The organism is Aldersonia kunmingensis (assembly GCF_001646865.1).
Taxonomy (GTDB): Bacteria; Actinomycetota; Actinomycetes; order Mycobacteriales; family Mycobacteriaceae; genus Aldersonia; species Aldersonia kunmingensis.
The window spans coordinates 18932-35912 of the sequence record NZ_LRRB01000315.1; the positions used below are offsets into that span (position 1 = coordinate 18932).

The window sequence follows — 16981 nt, forward strand, 5'->3', positions numbered from 1 at the left end:
AGGAGGATCGATGAGCACCGGATTACCTTGCGATCCAACCGAACTACGTTCGCTGTTCCTGTTCGAGAAGCTCGACGACGCTCAGATCGATTGGCTGTGCCGCGACGGCCGGATCGTCCTGCTCGAACCGGGTCGGGTGTATCGCGAGGGAGATCCGGCGACGTGCTTCTACGTGCTCCTCGACGGCGAGTTGCGGCTCACCAGGCTGTCACGCGGCGATGAAATCGAGACGGTGCGCTCGCATCAGCGCGGCGCCTACTCGGGTGCATGGAGTGCCTACGTCGGCGACCGCGTCGAGCAGAATTACGACGCGTCGATGTATGTGACGGTGCCATCCCGGTTCTTCGTGCTCGATGCCTCGACGTTCGCGGGCATGATGCGTGAGTGGTTCCCGATGGCGGTGCACCTGCTGGAAGGTCTGTTCTTCGGCAGCCGGAACACCCGTCAGATCCTCGATCAGCGCGAGCGGCTGCTTGCCCTCGGTTCGTTGTCGGCGGGGCTCACCCACGAACTCAACAACCCAGCAGCGGCCGCGGTGCGGGCCACCGAATCGTTGCGAGAGCGGATTGCCGGCCAGCGTCACAAGCTCGCGATGATCGCGAAGGGCAAGTTCGAGGCCTCGGCGCTCGAATCGCTGGTGCGGTTGCAGGAGGAAGCCGCCGCTCAGGTGGCCAAGGCGCCGACGCTCACCCCAATCGAGGAATCCGATCGCGAGGACGCGCTCAGCGATTGGTTCGACGATCACGGCATCGACGGTGGCTGGTCGCTCGCACCGACATTCGTGCAGGCAGGTATCGACGAGGACTGGCTCGAACGGGTCGTGAGCACGCTCGAGGGCGCGGGCGAGGGGACATTCGAGGGCGCCATCCGCTGGCTGAACTACACGGTCGAGACCGAGCTACTGATGAATGAGATCGGCGATTCGACCAAGCGCATCTCCACGCTCGTGGATGCGGCCAAGCAGTACTCCCAGATGGATCGCGCCCCGTTCCAAGTCGTCGATGTGCACGGACTGCTCGACAGCACGCTCGTGATGCTCGCGCGCAAGATCGGCGACGGCATCGAGGTGGTCAAGGAGTATGACCGCACACTGCCCGAATTACCCTGCTATGCAGCCGAACTGAACCAGGTATGGACCAACCTGATCGACAACGCAGTGGCCGCGATGCAGGGCGCCGGGACGTTGACCGTGCGCACCTATCGGGAAAATGATTGTGCGGTAGTGGAAATCGCCGACACCGGTCCCGGGGTGCCCGAGGAAATCCGCAGCCGCATCTTCGAACCCTTCTTCACCACTAAGCCGGTCGGTGAGGGCACCGGCCTCGGCCTGGACATCTCGTTCCGGATCGTGGCCAACAAGCATCGCGGCGATATTCGGGTGAAGTCGCAACCGGGAGACACCCGGTTCATCGTCCGCCTGCCGCTGGAGCCACCGGAGCGCGATGGCACACCTGAAGGCGACACGAATCCCGAGAGGAGCGAGGCATGAGCGAACCGGTGCTGGGCATCGACCCGACGATGCCACCGAGCGGAACCGGCTGCGCCGAATGCGATGCGGTCGAAGGCTGGTGGGTGCATCTGCGCCGCTGCGCGCAGTGCGGCCATATCGGTTGTTGCGACACCTCGCCAGCGCAGCACGCCACTGCGCACGCGCGGCTCACCGGCCACCCGATCATCCAGAGCTTCGAGCCGGGGGAGGACTGGTACTGGGACTACCGGACCCAGGAGGCAACGGGCGGCCCGGAACTCACCCCGCCGCAACATCGCCCGGTCGAACAGCCCTCACCCGGCCCAAAGGGCCGTGTTCCGCTGGACTGGCGGCAGCACATTCACTGACGCGCGCTAGCCGGCCGGCGTCAGGTGGGCGATGATGCCGTCGAGATCGAGGACGAATTCTGTCGGCCGGAATGTGTGGCCGCCCGCGCTCGTGTGGAAAATGGGCGCCATGCCGTTGGCACGCAGCAGTTCTACGAAGAACTTTTGTGTTTCGCGGACGACCTTTTCATTGACGAAGTCGAAGAGCTTGAGCGGGTCGGGAGAATCCCCGGACACCAGGAAGATCCTTGTGTCCTTGTATCGGTTCACGTCCTCGCATGGGTCGTCGGCCTTCACCTTCGCCTCGTCCCAGGGCACGCCGTACACGGCGCCGAAGCCCAATTCGACCAGGAATGAGCTGAGGTTTGCCCAGTGCGTCACTATGCCGCCGTTGTGCCGCAGGCTCGCCGGACCGGAGTACGCGCTCGTCGACGCGAACTTGTTGGGGTACTTTCCGGCGTATTTCAACGCGCCGAAGCCGCCCATCGAGAAGCCGCCAACCGCGCGGCCGGCTTTGTTCGCATGGGTGGGGAAGTTGTCGTCGATCCACGGGATCAATTGATTGATGTGGAAGTTCTCCCAGTTGCGTGGGCCGACATTCGATCGGACCGGATTGCTGTACCAGCCCGCATTTCCACCGTCGGGCGTCACGATGATGATCGGTCGGTCGACGGTTAATTGGCGGATATTCCAGACGGTGTCGAAGGTGCGGAAGTCTTCCATGCCGCCGTGCAACAGGTAGAGAACTGGATAACGCTTCGCCGGATCGAAGCCGGTCGGAAGAACCACGTTGATGCCGGGACCGGGGGCGGGGCCTGGGGGCCAGCCGATTTCGGCGGTTTGGAATCGGTAGAACTTCAATCTTGCGTCGGCTTCGTTGCGATTGACGATGTGCAGGCCGTGACCATCGACTGGCATGTGAACCCCTCGCTTCGTTGCACAGACCGCAGTTTCGGCCGCCTGGTTCACGACGCTAATCCGCCGGGCCACCCGATGGACCGAGTACTTCACTACTCGAATCCGTGGTGACCCGGCGGTGGGCTGAGGCGTCAGTCGCGGGTGAGCGGCGCGCGCAGGCGCATGGTGACGACCTTGCCGATCATGAAACTCGGCGCGCGAATGCCGAGCGACCTGCGGTCGAACGTCGCCTCAGCGACGAGCACCATGCCCAGGCTCGTGCGGTCACGATCGGCGTGGAATTCCACTCGGGTTTCGCGGCCGCGCGCGGAGAACGTGCCGGCCACGGTCCAGCCATCGGCCGTGGCGCTGACCTCGTCCGCGCTGAAGATCGCGTACGGGTGTGCATCCAGGTCGAGCAGGCCCGGCTTGCGCAAATCCTTGTCGCGACGCTTGTGGCCGGTGTCGATGGCGCTGAGATCCACTTCACCGCACACGCTTTCGAGCTGGCCGTCGGGTCCGAAGGTTACGGATCCGGAACGCACTGGCACGGTGCCTTCAACGGTCTTACCGTGGTTGCGCACGGCAAATATCGCAGTACTCGCCGATGCGTCCACCGTCCACTTACCGGCCTTCGTGACGACGCGGGCGTCGTCGATTGCCCTGCTCATCGCACTGCCTCCTTCTCGCGATCCCACGTGTAGACGACCTCACGGATTTCGACGCGGTCCGGTCCCGTCAGCAGTGCCGGGTCCTCGCCGGGCAGCAGCTCGGTCGCCATGATGGCCTGCTGCGCGTCGAGCAGGTCTTGCTCGGTCATGCCGATCGAGACGATGACGTCCGATCCATCCGGTCCGCGCAGGACGTGGGTCCCGACGATGCCGGGTACGGATTTCACCGCGTCGGCGACCCGATGTTCGCCGGCGTAATCGTGGGCGGCGAGCTGAGCCGCGGTGCGGGGTCCGTCGAAGTAGGTCAACTGGACGTACATGGCGTTCTCCTTGTCGGTGTTGAAGTCGCTCGGTGTTGAACTCTCGAACTCGAGTTTCGATTCGTTTGGCCCCGCAGACATCAGTGCCAGTACGTAGCCGAGTACTGAACTCGAGTACCGAGCAGCGATCGGAACCCTCGGTGGATACTCGGTGCGTGGACACTCCGTTCGTCGGGCGTCGGTCCGAGCTCGCGCAGTTGCGCGCCGGAGTTGTGGCTGTGCTCGGCAGCTCCGGGCGGTTGATCCAGGTCAGCGGTCCGGCGGGAATCGGCAAGACCCGACTGGTCGACGCGCTCGGGGAGATCGCGGCCGAATACGGCCTGCCGGTCGCCCGGGGTTATGCGGTGGACGACCCCGGCATGCCTGCGCTGTGGCCATGGCAGCGGCTGGGACGCCACGTTCCCGGCCTGACCGAAGCTCTCGCCGGGACCGTCGATGGGTCTGCCAGTGACCGATTCACCATGTTCGTTTCGGTGGCGGACGCCCTGCGCGACGCCGCCGCGGAGCACGGGCTGGTCGTCGTGCTCGAGGACATGCACTGGTCCGACCGCACGTCGCTGTTGCTGTTGAAGCACGTCGCCGCCGATCTCGCCGGTGCGCGATTGCTGCTGGTCATCACCCACCGGGACGCGGTCGGCGAGGTACTGGCCGACGAGCTTCCGGAACTGCTGCGCCTCGCTGAGGGACGTGCCATAAACCTGCGCGGGTTGAGTTCGGCGGAGCTGCGGCAGTGGATGGATGAGGCCGCACCGCGGCAGTGGATGGATGTGGCCGCACCGCGGCCGTGGCTCGACGAGGCAGCAGCGGACGTCGCTGCGGATGCCGCGGAGAGCCTGCGCGAGCGCACCGGCGGAAACCCGTTGTACGTGCGGCTGCTGCTCGAATCGCCCGCCGACGAGACCGCGGTGAGTCCGCAGATCCGTCGGCTGGTGCTCGCCCGGCTTTCCACCCTCGGTGAATCGGCCCGCACCTGCCTCGATGCGGCAAGTGTGCTCGGCGAGCGGATCGACCCGGTGACACTCGGGACGATGATCGACCGCAGTGGAGACGAGGTCGTCGAGGCACTGCAGCAGGCGCGAGGCAGTGCTATCGGCACCGCAGCGGATGGACGTCTCGCATTCACCCACGCCCTCGTCCGGGACGCGGTGTATGCGGAGCTGTCCGATGCGGCGCGAAAGTCGTTGCATCGCAAGGCATCCGACGCATTGGCTGCCCGCAGCGATGCGGACGGCCTCGCCGGCCTGATCGCCAGTCATTTCCAGCGTGCGGGTGCGCCGGAGCAGTGTGCGGAATGGGCACGCCGCGCCGCCGACGCCGCGCGAGCAAGCCACGCCTACGACGAAGAGGTCCGCTTCCTGCAGATCGCGCTCGCCGCAACCGAATCCTCCGCGGGGCGAACCGACCTTCTTATCGGCATGGCCCGGGCCGAATACGCCGGTGGGCATATCGCGGCGAGCCTCGAGCACTGCGTGCTCGCTGCGAATGCTGCGGAGCAGGCTGGTGACGCGCGATCGGTGGCGGCGGCCGCGCTGGTGATCCAGGGGATATCGTCGCGGACCGTCATGCCAACGCAGGATCGGCTTGCGCAGACCGGCCTTCGGCTGCTGCCCGACGACGAGGTGGCGCTGCGCGCACGACTTGTCGCGTTGCGGGCGCTCATCGCTGTGGAGGTGGAAGACTTCGACCTGGCGCAGGAACTGTCTGCTCGCGCACTCGAACTTGCCGAGCGCAGTGATGATCCGGATGCCTTGCTCGACGGGTTGCACTGTCGGCATCTCGTGTTGTCCACGCCGTACCGCCTCGAGGAGCGACTTCATATCGCGGATCGGGCGATGGAGGTTGGCTGGACTGCCTCGCAACCGCATGCCGCACTGTGGGCCCTCCTGTGGCGGACCGACGCGGCGTTCCAGCAGGGTGACCTGCAAACTGTCGCGACCCTGGTGACGCGGATCGAGGAATTGGCCTCGAATCGCAAACTGCCACTGGCCCAATGGCATGCGTACCGGATCAGGGCGGCGTGGGTGGCGCTGCTAGGCGACCTTCCTGGTGCCGAGGTACTCAACGACTGGGCGCTCGAGATCGGCTTGGCGACGGGTGACCATTCCCTGGCAGGGATGCATCAGGCGTTCCGCACCCAGCTGATGATCCTCCGCGGAGAGGTGGACGACTCCGCGGAGCAACTTGCGGCGATCGCGGCGGCGCACACGATCGCGCTGGTGCGGATATTCGTTCCCATCACGCATGTGCTGGCAGGCGACTTCGATTCCGCCCGAGCCACGTTCGCGGAGTTCCGGACGATGGCGGACACCACGCCGGTGGGACCGCGCTGGGGCGCGTTGGTGTTCCATATCGGTGTCGCCGCGGTACTGCTCGGCGATGCCGAGACCGCCGATCGGGTGTACCGGCGAATGAGGGACACGGCCCAGTACTACTCGGGCGATGGCACCGGTCCATTCTTCTGCGCGGGGGCGATGGCTCGGCCGATCGGCGAATTCGCCTTGGCTGCTGGACATGTCGCCGAGGCGATCGACCTGTTCGAGCAGGGAATCGAAATGAACGCGCGCATCGCCGCGCGGCCCTTCACCGCGCTGAGCCAATTGGGCCTGGCACAGGCTTTGACGCGCCGCGGCGAGCAGGGGGACCCCGCGGACGCCCGTAGGCTTGCGCTGGCCGCTGCTCAGGAGTTCCGACGGATCGGCATGCCCGGCCCACTGCGCGATGCCGACCGGCTGATCGCCACCCTCGACCAGAGCGCGAAGGCCGCGAGTCCGCTGTCTGCGCGGGAGTCCGAGGTCGCGGGACTCGTCGCCGAGGGGCTGTCGAATCGTGAAATCGCCTCGCGGCTGGTGCTTTCCGAGCGCACGGTCGAGACGCATGTGCGCAGCATTCTTGCGAAGTTGGGTGTCGCGAACCGCACGGAGATTGTGGCCTGGGCGCTGCGGTCGGGGTGAGCTCGGAGCTCGGCGCGCGCTCATCTGGCGGAGTGAACGGAAGCGTTCGCTCCGTTGAACGCAACGGATCTTCCGTTCAAATCCGTTTCGCAACCGTCAATTCACCAGCGATATATCCGGCATCTCGATCCCCGCCCGATCCATGAACGCCGACCCGCGCCGCGCGAACAGTCCGGGCGTACACCCGTGCGCCCGCCGGAACGCGCGGTTGAACGCTGCCTCGGACCGGTAGCCCACGCGTTCGGCCACTCGGGCGAGCGGCAAATCTCCCTCGCGGACCAGGCGGGCGGCGAGGTCCATGCGCCAGGAGGTCACGTAGCGCATGACGGGTTCGCCGAGCAGGGCCGCGAACCGGGCGGCAAACGACGACCGGGACATGCCTGCCTCGGCGGCGAGGGACTGCAGGGTCCACGGACGGGCCGCGTCCGCATGCAACGCGGCCAGTGCGGTGCCGATGACGGGGTCGCGCACGGCGGCGATCCAACCCTGTTGCGGTGGTTCGCTTTCCAGCCAGGTGCGGATGGCCTGCACCACCAGTACGTCGGCGAGGCGTGCGGTGACGACATCGCTGCCGGGGCGCGGGTTCCTGGACTCGGCAGCGATGATTTCCAGTGCGGCGCGCTGCCATTCGGCGTCGGCGCCCGTCGTGACGAGTACCGGCGGAAGCGCCTGCACCAACCGGGCAACGGCAAGACCGGAGAACGCGACCGCCCCGCAGATCAAATTGCTGGGCGCACCGCCGCCGTCGATTCGGAGCCGTTCGTAGCGGTCGGTGAGTTCCTCGCGCGGCAGGTCGAACAGTGGAACACCGGGGGTGTCCACGTCGTCGGCGAGGAGATGGCCGGTGCCGTGCGGTACGAGAACCACCTCGCCGGTCGAAAAGTGGACGTCCTGATCATCCACGCGCACCACCGCGGAACCTTCGGTGAGCAGGTGAAAGATCAGCACGCCCGGCATCGGCGGCATCGTGACACCCCATGGCGCGGATAGCTCCGAGGCGGCGTAGAAAACGCCGCTCATCCCGAAGTCCTGCAGGGTCGCGGTGAGCAGATCGGACTCCATAACTCCAGTGTGCTCCGCTTCGGACGATTGAGCAATGAATCCGGTCGATCTGGCATTGATCGTATCGACGAGCCGGGCAACGCTGGAGATGTCAGGAAGTACCGGAACGAAACGAGGAGCCGATCATGAAGGTCTTGGTAGTGGGAGCTAGCCGGGGAACCGGCACCGAGGCGGTTGCGGCGCTGGCAAATGCGGGACACCTGGTCACCGCGTTCGCGCGAACCGCAGGACCAGCACCCGAGGGTGTGCGCGTGATCACCGGTGACGTCTTCGATAAGGACACGCTGACGAAAGCGATGATCGGGCAGGACGCGGTCGTCGTGACGCTCGGCATCTCCGACAACCCGTTCGGAGTGCGCCTGTTCCGGCGCGCGAAGACTCCGCTCGATGTGCGCTCCGCGGGCACCGAGCGGGTCATCGAGGCCATGCACGGCAACGGAATTCGCCGACTGGTGGTGCAGACCACCTATGGTGTCGGCGAGACGTACGCGAACCTGACGCCCGCGTTCAAGGCGTTCTTCCGGCTCGTGCTCGCGCCGCAGGTGGCCGATAGCGAGCGGCAAGAGGAGATCACGCGGAACAGTGGGCTGGACTGGACGCTGATCCGGCCGGTCGCGCTGCACGACGGTCGGGAGCCCGAGCCGGCGCATGTCGACCTGAACGACGGCATGCACAGCACACGGGTCTCACGCGAGCAAGTGGGCCGAGTGCACGCCGATGCCGTCGAGCGGCCCGATTGGATCGGCGCCACGGTGAGCGTGTCGAATTGATCGAAGCCACACGGACTGGCCGAACTGTAACGTTCACCCGGCTGCGGGTGATGGCACGGAAAGAAACCGGCCGCCTTCGCGTCGTAGCCCCGGAATGATGGAGTACTCGATGAAGCAGCGTATCTATCCGCCCAACCCGCTCGTCGTCCTGCTGGGGGTGCTCGGGAGCGGATCCTCGATTCCCATCATCAACCCCCTGACCGTCAACCCCCTGGTGTGACGAGCGACCCCTCGGGGGGTTTCCGGCCGTTGCCAACCCGAACGTTCACCCGAAGCGTCTCGCGTGTCGAATTGATTGAGGTCACACGCGGTGACAAGACCAAAACGTGTTCAATTGGGTACTGGGACGGCAAGGAACTGAGCTGACCGAGGGGAGCTGACAATGGCGTCGAGGCTCGTCGTGCAGACCAACGAGGGTCTGGTGCGCGGACGTGATGAGGGTGCAGTGCTGCGCTGGCGCTCGATTCCGTACGCCGCGCCGCCGGCCGGAGAGTTTCGCTGGCGAGCGCCGATGCCGGTCACTCCGTGGAGCGGCGTACGCGACGCAACCGAGTTCGGGAACGCGTCCCCGCAGCCACGCTGGGGCGCGGCCTTGGGCCCGGGCAACTTTCAGCAGGTCGGCGAAGACTGTCTGTCGCTCAATGTGGTGACACCGGCCCAGCCCAGTGCGACACCGCGCCCAGTGGTGGTGTTCATTCACGGCGGCGGATACATCTTCGGCACCTCGGCGCTGGCCCTCTATAGCGGTGTGCGCCTGGCGGAACGTGGGGACGCCGTCTTTGTCTCGATGAACTACCGGCTCGGGCCGCTCGGTTACTTGGACCTGAGCTCGTTGGCCACGCCGGGACGCCCGATCGACAGCAACCTCGGTCTGCGCGATCAGGTCGCCGCGCTGGAGTGGGTGCAGCGCAATATCGCCGCATTCGGTGGCGACCCCGGCAACGTCACGATCTTCGGCGAGTCCGCCGGGGGCAATGCGGTGACGTCGCTGATGGTCACGCCCGCCGCGCAAGGGCTGTTCCACCGCGCGATCGCGCAGAGTTCGCCAGCGCACTGGGCGCACGATTCCGAGGACTCGGCGCGGTGGGCGCGCAGCTTTGTCGACATCCTCGGCGCGACCCCCGACACCGCGATTCGGGCGATCGAACGGGCGACGCCGAAGGAACTCGGGAAGGCCATGATCGCGCTCTATCGGTCGGTGGCGAACGAGATCCCAGGACACTTCCCGCTCGAACCGGTAATCGACGGCGATTTCTTCCCGCAGTGGCCGATCGCGGCGTTCGACGAGGGCAACGCGCACAAGGTGCCGCTGATCATCGGCGCGAATCGGCGGGAGAGCAGCCTGTTTGCGCGGATTCCGGATGCGTTGCCGACCACCGAGGAACGCATCGAGGCGATGTTCGCCGCAACCGATCCGAAGGTGCGCGATCGTGTCGTAGCCGCCTACCCCGGCTACCCGGGCAAGTCGGCAGCACGGGCGATCGGCAGCGACGTCACTTTTTGGCACCCGAGCGTGGAGGTCGCGCAGGCGCATTCGCAGCACGCACCGACCTACATGTATCGCTACGACTTCGCGCCCCGCCTGGTAAGCGGGATCGGCCTCGGCGCAACACATGGCATGGAGATGATGGCGGTGTTCGGCTACGGGGACACTGGCGTGGGCCGCTCGATGACGGCGCTCGGCGGCCGGCGCGAGATGCGCCGCGTCACGCATGCCATGCAGGACAACTGGTTGACGTTCGCGCGTCGCGGGCGGCCGCTGTCGTCCTGGCCCGCGTACACCACGGGGGACCGGGCGACGATGATCTTCGACGCGCCGCCGCGAGTGGAGTTCGATCCGTACTCCCAGCGGCGTCGGGCGTGGGAGGGATACGAGCGCTACCACCGCCGCGGCGGCACCTCACCCGGCGAGCCTGCGATCCGGGCCTAGCTATCCGGGCGGATATCTACAGTCCGAGCGCCGTCGGCAGGTCGGCGACGGTGTCGATGACGTGATCGGGCTGCATGGCGAAGTCGTCGCGCGCCCAGCGCTCGAGCGTGTCGGGCCGGAACTTGCCGGTCTTCACCAGGACACCGGTCATCCCGACGACCTGTGCGGCGAGTACGTCGTTATGCAGGTCGTCGCCGACCATGACGACATCCTCGGGGTCGACGCCCATCCGGTGCGCGGCGGCGAGGAATCCGGCCGGCGCAGGCTTGCCAACGGCGATCGCCTTGCGGCCGGAGGACTCCTCGAGGCCGGTCAGGTAGATGCCGGTGTCGATGCGTAGCCCGTCAAACGTGGACCAGGTCATGCTGCGGTGCATTGCGACCACCGGCACTCCCTGGCTCATCCATTCGTAGACCGCGGACAGGGCGCGGTGGCTGAACTCCTCACCGGCGCCTCCGAGCACGATCACATCGGGGTCGTCCTCGACGAACTCGATACCGGGCATGTCCTCGCGAACCTCGCCGCTATTGAGCAGGTAGCAGCGGGCGCCCGGATGGTGTTCGCGCACGTAGCCTGCGGTCAGGGCCGCAGCGGTGAGCACCTCGTCCTCGGCGGCGGACATCCCCGCCCGCGAGAGCGCCTCGGCGATCTGAGCCCTGGTCTTCGACGTGGTGTTGGTCAGAAACGTGCGGGCGATCGACTTCTTGTCCAGCAATTCGATCGTCTCGCGGGCACCCTCGATGGGCTCCCAGGACGTCACGAGCACCCCGTCTATATCGAAGAGCACCCCGCCCAGTGTCTGCATGTTCCGACGATAATCCAGCGGCTTCACCCCTGCGGCGCATGCCGCCGGTGGCCTGCATCCTGGGAGTACGACGCACGCGCTCTCCTTGCACTCGCCATGGTCGAGTGCTAAAAAGGCTGTTGGCACTCGCGAACTGTGAGTGCCAGGTCGGGACGGTGAGACCGGTACCTATGACACTCCGGTCGTCCGTCGCGGGCACCGAGCCTGGCCAGCGTAATGAGACTGCTCGTAAGGGGTGGTCTCGTGTGTCATCCCATACCCGGAGGAACACTTCGCAATGGCCAAGATCATCGCGTTCGACGAAGAGGCCCGTCGCGGTCTCGAGCGTGGCCTTAACAGCCTCGCCGACGCAGTAAAGGTGACGTTGGGCCCCAAGGGTCGCAACGTCGTGCTGGAGAAGAAGTGGGGCGCCCCCACGATCACCAATGACGGTGTCTCCATCGCCAAGGAGATCGAGCTCGAGGATCCCTACGAGAAGATCGGCGCTGAGCTCGTCAAGGAGGTCGCCAAGAAGACCGACGACGTCGCTGGCGACGGCACCACCACCGCCACCGTGCTCGCCCAGGCGCTCGTGCGCGAGGGCCTGCGCAACGTCGCGGCCGGTGCGAATCCGCTCGGCCTGAAGCGCGGCATCGAGAAGGCCGTCGAGGCCGTCACCGCCCGCCTGCTCGAGACCGCCAAGGAGGTCGAGACCAAGGAGCAGATCGCTGCCACCGCGGGCATCTCCGCCGGCGACCCGTCCATCGGTGAGCTCATCGCCGAGGCCATGGACAAGGTCGGCAAGGAAGGCGTCATCACGGTCGAGGAGTCCAACACCTTCGGCCTGCAGCTCGAGCTCACCGAGGGCATGCGCTTCGACAAGGGCTACATCTCGGGCTACTTCGCGACCGACGCCGAGCGTCAGGAAGCCGTGCTCGAGGATGCCTACATCCTGCTCGTGAGCTCGAAGATCTCGACCGTCAAGGACCTGCTGCCGCTGCTGGAGAAGGTTATCCAGTCCGGCAAGCCGCTGGCGATCATCGCCGAGGACGTCGAGGGCGAGGCGCTGTCCACCCTGGTCGTCAACAAGATCCGTGGCACCTTCAAGTCGGTTGCCGTCAAGGCCCCGGGCTTCGGTGACCGCCGCAAGGCTCAGCTCGCCGACATCGCCATCCTCACCGGTGGCGAGGTCATCAGCGAAGAGGTTGGCCTCTCGCTGGAGACCGCCGGCCTCGAGCTGCTCGGCCAGGCGCGCAAGGTCGTCGTCACCAAGGACGAGACCACCATCGTCGAGGGCGCGGGTGACTCCGAGGCCATCGCCGGTCGCGTTGCCCAGATCCGTAGCGAGATCGAGAACAGCGACTCCGACTACGACCGCGAGAAGCTGCAGGAGCGCCTGGCCAAGCTGGCCGGCGGTGTTGCGGTGATCAAGGCCGGAGCTGCCACCGAGGTGGAGCTCAAGGAGCGCAAGCACCGCATCGAAGATGCCGTGCGCAACGCCAAGGCTGCCGTCGAAGAGGGCATCGTCGCCGGTGGTGGCGTGGCCCTGCTGCAGGCTGCCCCGGTCCTGGACGACCTGAAGCTCGAGGGTGACGAGGCGACCGGCGCGAACATCGTGCGCGTCGCGCTCGAGGCTCCGCTGAAGCAGATCGCCTTCAACGCCGGCCTCGAGCCCGGTGTGGTGGCCGAGAAGGTTCGCGGCCTGCCCGCGGCCAGCGGCCTCAACGCCGCGACCGGTGTCTACGAGGACCTCCTCGTCGCCGGCATCAACGACCCGGTAAAGGTCACCCGCTCGGCGCTGCAGAACGCGGCGTCCATCGCGGCCCTGTTCCTCACCACCGAGGCCGTTGTCGCCGACAAGCCGGAGAAGGCCGGAGCGCCTGCGGGCGATCCGACCGGCGGCATGGGCGGCATGGACTTCTAAGTCCTCGCTACCCGGTCAGCAATCGCTGGTTACATCAGCCCGGTCCCGCTTCGGCGGGGCCGGGCTGGTTGCATTTTTGTGGGCTGAGCGATGGCTTCCGGGGAAATGTGGCGAAATCGGTAAGAGCAATCAACGTGATCTCTCTCAATATCTTAAGAATCTCGATCTCAATCTTGTAACGCGAAGGTCACGTCTGACACAGTGTCCGCAAGGTTGACAAGTCGGTCGACCGATATCGATGTCGCGGTCGACTCATCGTCGTAGCGCGTCAGCTCACCCCTGGAAACCCTGGAGAACTTAAATGCGCACCATCGCTACCAAGCAGGACACCAGCAACCTCTCGTCCGGCATCGTCGACATCGGACCGAACCTTGCGGCGCTCATCGCCGGGCTCCTGGGAAGTCTGACGGCTCCCCCCACCACCACCACCCCGCCCGCCGTCTAATCGACTCGTTGCCCAGAGCCCGGCCTGTATGCAGGCCGGGCTTTTTGGGCGCTGGCGTCAAAGATCCGGCGTTGCTCGAGCCCCGCGAGTACCTGCAAAAACGATCCGCCCGGTCGTACCGAAAACAGACCGGCGTTCGGTATTCTCAGCCTCAATGACACAGGAAGCCTCCGTCGGCCGGACTTATGCCGGACAGCCGGTCGAGGATCGTCAGCGCGAACGGCGCGCGCGGTTCCTCGAGTCTGGTCTGACCGTGTTCGCACGCGACGGATACGCGAACAGCTCGGTCGGCGCGATCTGCCGTGACGCCGGACTGTCGTCCCGGCAGTTCTACGAAGAGTTCACTGGGCGCGAGGCGCTGCTGATCGAGCTCTATGGCGAGATCGAGACGATCGCACAGAACGCCGTTGCAGCCGCCATGATCGCGGGCGCTTCCAACAGTCCTGCCGAGGTGGTTGATGCGGGGACTCGGGCGTACATCGAGTCGATCGGCAGCGACCCGAGGAAGGCGCGCGTCGCCCTCGTCGAGGTCGTCGGCGCCAGCTCGCGCATGGAGGAACGGCGCCAACAACAGCGTCGGGACTGGGCTGCGCTGCTCGCCAGCGTCGCGCGCCGCGCTGTGCAGGACGGTGGGATTCCTCCCGACGATCTGGAGATCCGGGTCAGCGCCGTGATGGGTGCCGTCAACTATGTTGTCTACGACTGGAGTGTGTCCGAGCCGCGCCAGCCTCTCGACCACGTCGTTCAGGTTTTGCGGAAGATGCTCGTCGCCGCGATTGTTGCCTGAGCTAACCACTCGTTCACCTTTTGATCACCTGTCCGACGTGTGCGGTCACTAGTTTCACCGCCCATGACGGAACCGAATATCGAGCTGTCCGCACATCTCTTCGATCTGAGCATCGTGGACCTCGCCGACACCTCGGGTTTCCGCGTCGATGACAGCGATGACGACGATCCGCTGCTGCTCACTGCCAGTGGCGACGTCGTCGATACCTGGCGCGAGCAGTACCCGTACTCGCAGCGAATGTCGCGGCCGGACTACGAGATGGAAAAGCGGCTGCTGCAAATCGAGTTGCTCAAACTGCAGAACTGGGTGAAGGCGACGGGCCGTCGGCTTGTCGTCGTGTTCGAGGGGCGCGACGCCGCCGGCAAGGGCGGCACCATCAAACGCTTCATGGAGCACCTCAACCCCCGTGGCGCCAGGGTCGTCGCGCTGGAGAAGCCAACCGCCCGCGAGTCGAGCCAGTGGTACTTCCAGCGCTACGTCCAGCACATGCCGGCCGCGGGTGAGATCGTGCTGTTCGACCGCTCCTGGTACAACCGCGCCGGCGTGGAGCGTGTCATGGAGTTCTGCACCGACGACCAGTACGAGCGTTTCCTGCGCCAGGTCCCGCTGTTCGAGCAGATGCTCGTCGACGACGGCATCGACCTGGTGAAGTTCTGGTTCTCGGTATCGCCGCTCGAGCAGCGCACGCGGTTCGCGATCCGGCAGGTCGATCCGGTCCGGCAGTGGAAGCTCTCACCGATGGATATCGCTTCGCTGGACAAGTGGGACGACTACACCGCGGCCAAGGAAGCGATGCTGCGCCATACCGACACCGACCACGCGCCGTGGACGGTGGTGAAGAGCAACGACAAGAAGCGGGCGCGAGTCAACGCGATGCGACACGTCCTCGGCCGCTTCGATTACGCCAACAAGGATGCCGAACTCGTCGGCGCGGCGGACCCGCGGCTCGTCGGCCGCGCTCGAGACGTCATCGGGGAATAGTCCGCCACAAATGCGGCTGCGCCGTGCTCGTAGTGTTCGTCACTACAAGCACGGCGCAGATCGGAGCGTTGCTTCGCGGGCTGAACTACCGTTTCGCCGACAGGATCAGGAGTACGTCCTGCCACGATTTGGCGAGCTATTCCTCAGGACGGAAGGTTGAAGAGCTCCGCGACGACGCGGTCCGCGAGTTCGGCTCGCGAGGGGAAGAGCGAGCTGCCCGCGGGCGGCGCGGACGTGCTGCCCAGGGAATCGGAACCGAGCGCGCTGCCCGTGGGTCCCGACCCGACTTCGAGCCCGGAGCTGCCGAACGAACCGCCCGGGGTGGGGATCGAGCTGCCGCCGCCGGGAATCGGAATGACGATGTCAGCCTGGGCCAATCCAGAGCCGAGGAGAGTGAACGCGGCCAGACTTCCGGCCACAAGTAGTGCTCGCATTACCTGGTTCCTCCGTTGATGTTGTATTGCTCGGTTTGCCACTACCCGACGTCGGCGAGATTCGCCACTGGTCAGCCGACTGAGATGCCAACCTTTCCCACACTTCGCCCGACGTGACCTGGTCGTTACCGAAATATCGCGGAGTAATCGACCAAAGCTTTTATCGACCACAGGAAGCACGCGGCGACCGGCCCTGGGACCCAAGAAATAGGGTGTTTCTGGTGGAGACCGTTCCCATTCAGATGCCCGACGGCACGACCGTTCCGGTGCGGCTGGTGCCCGCCGATCCGGAACGCAGCCACCGTGTTCGGCCGGACATGCCGCGCCCGGTCGTGGTCATCGTGCCGGGCCTCGGCATACCGGGCGGCTATTACGACCTGTTCGCTGCCGAGCTGTCGATGCGCGGATTCGACGCCGCCATTTGCGAGCTGCGCGGCCAGGGCGACAGTCGACCGCGGCCGACGGCAGCGAGCACGTTCGGATACCACGAGTTGGTTTCTATCGATTTCCCGGCGATGTTCGATGTTGTGCGCACGCGCTTCCCGGACAGCACGCCCTACGTGTTGGGGCACAGCATGGGCGGGCAACTCGGGGTTTGTTACGCCGCGCGCATTCGCGGCCGCCTGGGCGGGCTTATCCTCGTCGCCTCGGGTACCCCGTACTTCCGGGGCTTCCGCGGAGCCATGTCGCCCGGCATCCTCGTCGGCTCTGCGGCGATGTCACTGACCGCGAACGTCGCCGGATTCTGGCCCGGCGACCGACTGGACATCGGCGGTTTCGGCCGACAGTCCCGGACGCTCATCGCGGACTGGTCGCGGCTCGCTCGCACCGGGCGCTTCGAACCCGAGGGTGCCGATATCGACTACGAGGAGCGCATCGCCCGGCTGAAGTTGCCCGTGCTGTCGATCTCGATTACCGGCGACGATGTGGCCCCCGAATCGTCGACGCGACACCTGACCGAGAAGCTGCCGAATTCGGAGGTCACCACCTGGTTGCAGCCGGAACGACTGGGCCACAACGGCTGGATCCGCAGCCCCGCGAGCACGGTCGACCGCGTCGCGGAGTGGCTGCACGATCGCTGACCGCGCATCCCACAATGTGAACGGAACATCCGTTGCGTTCAGCGGAGTGAACGGAAGCGTTCACTCCTTCTAACGCAACATTTCTTCCGTTCACGACCCGAAACTGCGTCCCACAATGTGGGCGGCGC

Annotated in this window: 15 protein-coding genes and 1 pseudogene; 10 read left to right on the plus strand and 6 right to left on the minus strand. The window is 65.8% G+C overall.

Annotated elements, in window-relative coordinates; genetic code table 11:
- The first annotated feature begins 10 nt into the window (after positions 1-10).
- Both A8G08_RS25165 and A8G08_RS25170 read left to right on the plus strand, forming a co-directional pair.
- Entirely contained in the window at positions 11-1489 is a 1479-nt protein-coding gene (locus A8G08_RS25165; protein WP_068280449.1) for a sensor histidine kinase, read from the plus strand.
- Positions 1486-1836, plus strand: a complete 351-nt coding sequence (locus tag A8G08_RS25170) for a UBP-type zinc finger domain-containing protein (protein ID WP_068280453.1) — start codon at positions 1486-1488, stop codon at positions 1834-1836. Before A8G08_RS25165 ends, A8G08_RS25170 begins: the two co-directional genes overlap by 4 nt.
- Positions 1837-1842: 6 nt before the next feature.
- Here A8G08_RS25170 and A8G08_RS25175 read toward each other — a convergent pair.
- The 3 genes and pseudogenes from A8G08_RS25175 to A8G08_RS25185 form a co-directional block, all read right to left on the minus strand.
- A pseudogene (locus tag A8G08_RS25175) lies at positions 1843-2724 on the minus strand (alpha/beta hydrolase); the annotation flags it as partial.
- Between the two features lie 140 nt (positions 2725-2864).
- Positions 2865-3383, minus strand: a complete 519-nt coding sequence (locus tag A8G08_RS25180) for a YceI family protein (protein WP_068280459.1) — start codon at positions 3381-3383, stop codon at positions 2865-2867.
- On the minus strand, positions 3380-3784 hold the full coding sequence (locus A8G08_RS25185) for a hypothetical protein (protein ID WP_245672999.1): 405 nt from the start codon (positions 3782-3784) through the stop codon (positions 3380-3382). Before A8G08_RS25185 ends, A8G08_RS25180 begins: the two co-directional genes overlap by 4 nt.
- A gap of 74 nt (positions 3785-3858) precedes the next feature.
- Here A8G08_RS25185 and A8G08_RS25190 point away from each other — a divergent pair, with 74 nt between their 5' ends.
- Complete coding sequence (locus A8G08_RS25190) at positions 3859-6654, plus strand: helix-turn-helix transcriptional regulator (protein ID WP_068280462.1); 2796 nt, start codon at positions 3859-3861, stop codon at positions 6652-6654.
- 96 nt (positions 6655-6750) lie between these two features.
- Here the strand turns inward: A8G08_RS25190 and A8G08_RS25195 are convergent, their stop codons facing one another.
- Positions 6751-7716 (minus strand): AraC family transcriptional regulator, encoded by a 966-nt coding sequence (locus tag A8G08_RS25195; RefSeq protein ID WP_068280465.1) that lies wholly within the window; start codon positions 7714-7716, stop codon positions 6751-6753.
- Positions 7717-7841: 125 nt separating this feature from the next.
- On the opposite strand from A8G08_RS25195, the gene A8G08_RS25200 reads away from it, so the two are divergent.
- Both A8G08_RS25200 and A8G08_RS25205 read left to right on the plus strand, forming a co-directional pair.
- Entirely contained in the window at positions 7842-8486 is a 645-nt protein-coding gene (locus A8G08_RS25200) for an NAD(P)-dependent oxidoreductase (protein WP_068280468.1), read from the plus strand.
- Positions 8487-8868: 382 nt separating this feature from the next.
- On the plus strand, positions 8869-10416 hold the full coding sequence (locus A8G08_RS25205; protein ID WP_068280471.1) for a carboxylesterase/lipase family protein: 1548 nt from the start codon (positions 8869-8871) through the stop codon (positions 10414-10416).
- Positions 10417-10432: 16 nt separating this feature from the next.
- Here the strand turns inward: A8G08_RS25205 and A8G08_RS25210 are convergent, their stop codons facing one another.
- The gene (locus A8G08_RS25210; protein ID WP_068280474.1) at positions 10433-11221 is read right to left on the minus strand and encodes an HAD-IIA family hydrolase; all 789 of its coding nucleotides are present in this window, start codon (positions 11219-11221) and stop codon (positions 10433-10435) included.
- 277 nt (positions 11222-11498) lie between these two features.
- Here A8G08_RS25210 and groL point away from each other — a divergent pair, with 277 nt between their 5' ends.
- The 4 genes from groL to ppk2 all read left to right on the plus strand — a co-directional run bounded on the left by groL (position 11499) and on the right by ppk2 (position 15337).
- Positions 11499-13124 carry a chaperonin GroEL gene (gene groL, locus A8G08_RS25215; protein WP_068280477.1) on the plus strand — a complete coding sequence of 542 codons (1626 nt, stop codon included), beginning with the start codon at positions 11499-11501 and terminating at the stop codon, positions 13122-13124.
- Positions 13125-13425: 301 nt separating this feature from the next.
- Entirely contained in the window at positions 13426-13569 is a 144-nt protein-coding gene (locus A8G08_RS27325; protein ID WP_157108798.1) for a hypothetical protein, read from the plus strand.
- Positions 13570-13723: 154 nt separating this feature from the next.
- Positions 13724-14356, plus strand: coding sequence for a TetR/AcrR family transcriptional regulator (locus A8G08_RS25220; protein WP_068280480.1), 633 nt, complete (start codon positions 13724-13726; stop codon positions 14354-14356).
- A 63-nt stretch (positions 14357-14419) separates the two neighbouring features.
- Entirely contained in the window at positions 14420-15337 is a 918-nt protein-coding gene (gene ppk2 / locus A8G08_RS25225) for a polyphosphate kinase 2 (protein WP_068280483.1), read from the plus strand.
- A gap of 143 nt (positions 15338-15480) precedes the next feature.
- On the opposite strand, the gene A8G08_RS25230 is transcribed toward ppk2, so the two are convergent.
- Positions 15481-15771: a hypothetical protein gene (locus A8G08_RS25230; protein ID WP_068280486.1), complete on the minus strand. Its 291-nt coding sequence runs from the start codon at positions 15769-15771 to the stop codon at positions 15481-15483.
- A gap of 221 nt (positions 15772-15992) precedes the next feature.
- Here A8G08_RS25230 and A8G08_RS25235 point away from each other — a divergent pair, with 221 nt between their 5' ends.
- Complete coding sequence (locus A8G08_RS25235) at positions 15993-16853, plus strand: alpha/beta hydrolase family protein (protein ID WP_068280489.1); 861 nt, start codon at positions 15993-15995, stop codon at positions 16851-16853.
- Positions 16854-16981: the final 128 nt, after the last annotated feature.

Excerpts from the sequence above, each read along its gene's own strand:
- A8G08_RS25165 (WP_068280449.1), top strand. The coding sequence starts at position 11 with ATGAGCACCGGATTACCTTGCGATCCAACCGAACTACGTTCGCTGTTC.
- A8G08_RS27325 (WP_157108798.1), top strand. The coding sequence starts at position 13,426 with ATGCGCACCATCGCTACCAAGCAGGACACCAGCAACCTCTCGTCCGGC.
- ppk2 (WP_068280483.1), top strand. The coding sequence starts at position 14,420 with ATGACGGAACCGAATATCGAGCTGTCCGCACATCTCTTCGATCTGAGC.
- groL (WP_068280477.1), top strand. The coding sequence starts at position 11,499 with ATGGCCAAGATCATCGCGTTCGACGAAGAGGCCCGTCGCGGTCTCGAG.
- A8G08_RS25170 (WP_068280453.1), top strand. The coding sequence starts at position 1,486 with ATGAGCGAACCGGTGCTGGGCATCGACCCGACGATGCCACCGAGCGGA.
- A8G08_RS25195 (WP_068280465.1), bottom strand. The coding sequence starts at position 7,716 with ATGGAGTCCGATCTGCTCACCGCGACCCTGCAGGACTTCGGGATGAGC.
- A8G08_RS25180 (WP_068280459.1), bottom strand. The coding sequence starts at position 3,383 with ATGAGCAGGGCAATCGACGACGCCCGCGTCGTCACGAAGGCCGGTAAG.
- A8G08_RS25200 (WP_068280468.1), top strand. The coding sequence starts at position 7,842 with ATGAAGGTCTTGGTAGTGGGAGCTAGCCGGGGAACCGGCACCGAGGCG.
- A8G08_RS25210 (WP_068280474.1), bottom strand. The coding sequence starts at position 11,221 with ATGCAGACACTGGGCGGGGTGCTCTTCGATATAGACGGGGTGCTCGTG.
- A8G08_RS25220 (WP_068280480.1), top strand. The coding sequence starts at position 13,724 with ATGACACAGGAAGCCTCCGTCGGCCGGACTTATGCCGGACAGCCGGTC.
- A8G08_RS25185 (WP_245672999.1), bottom strand. The coding sequence starts at position 3,784 with ATGTCTGCGGGGCCAAACGAATCGAAACTCGAGTTCGAGAGTTCAACA.
- A8G08_RS25230 (WP_068280486.1), bottom strand. The coding sequence starts at position 15,771 with ATGCGAGCACTACTTGTGGCCGGAAGTCTGGCCGCGTTCACTCTCCTC.
- A8G08_RS25205 (WP_068280471.1), top strand. The coding sequence starts at position 8,869 with ATGGCGTCGAGGCTCGTCGTGCAGACCAACGAGGGTCTGGTGCGCGGA.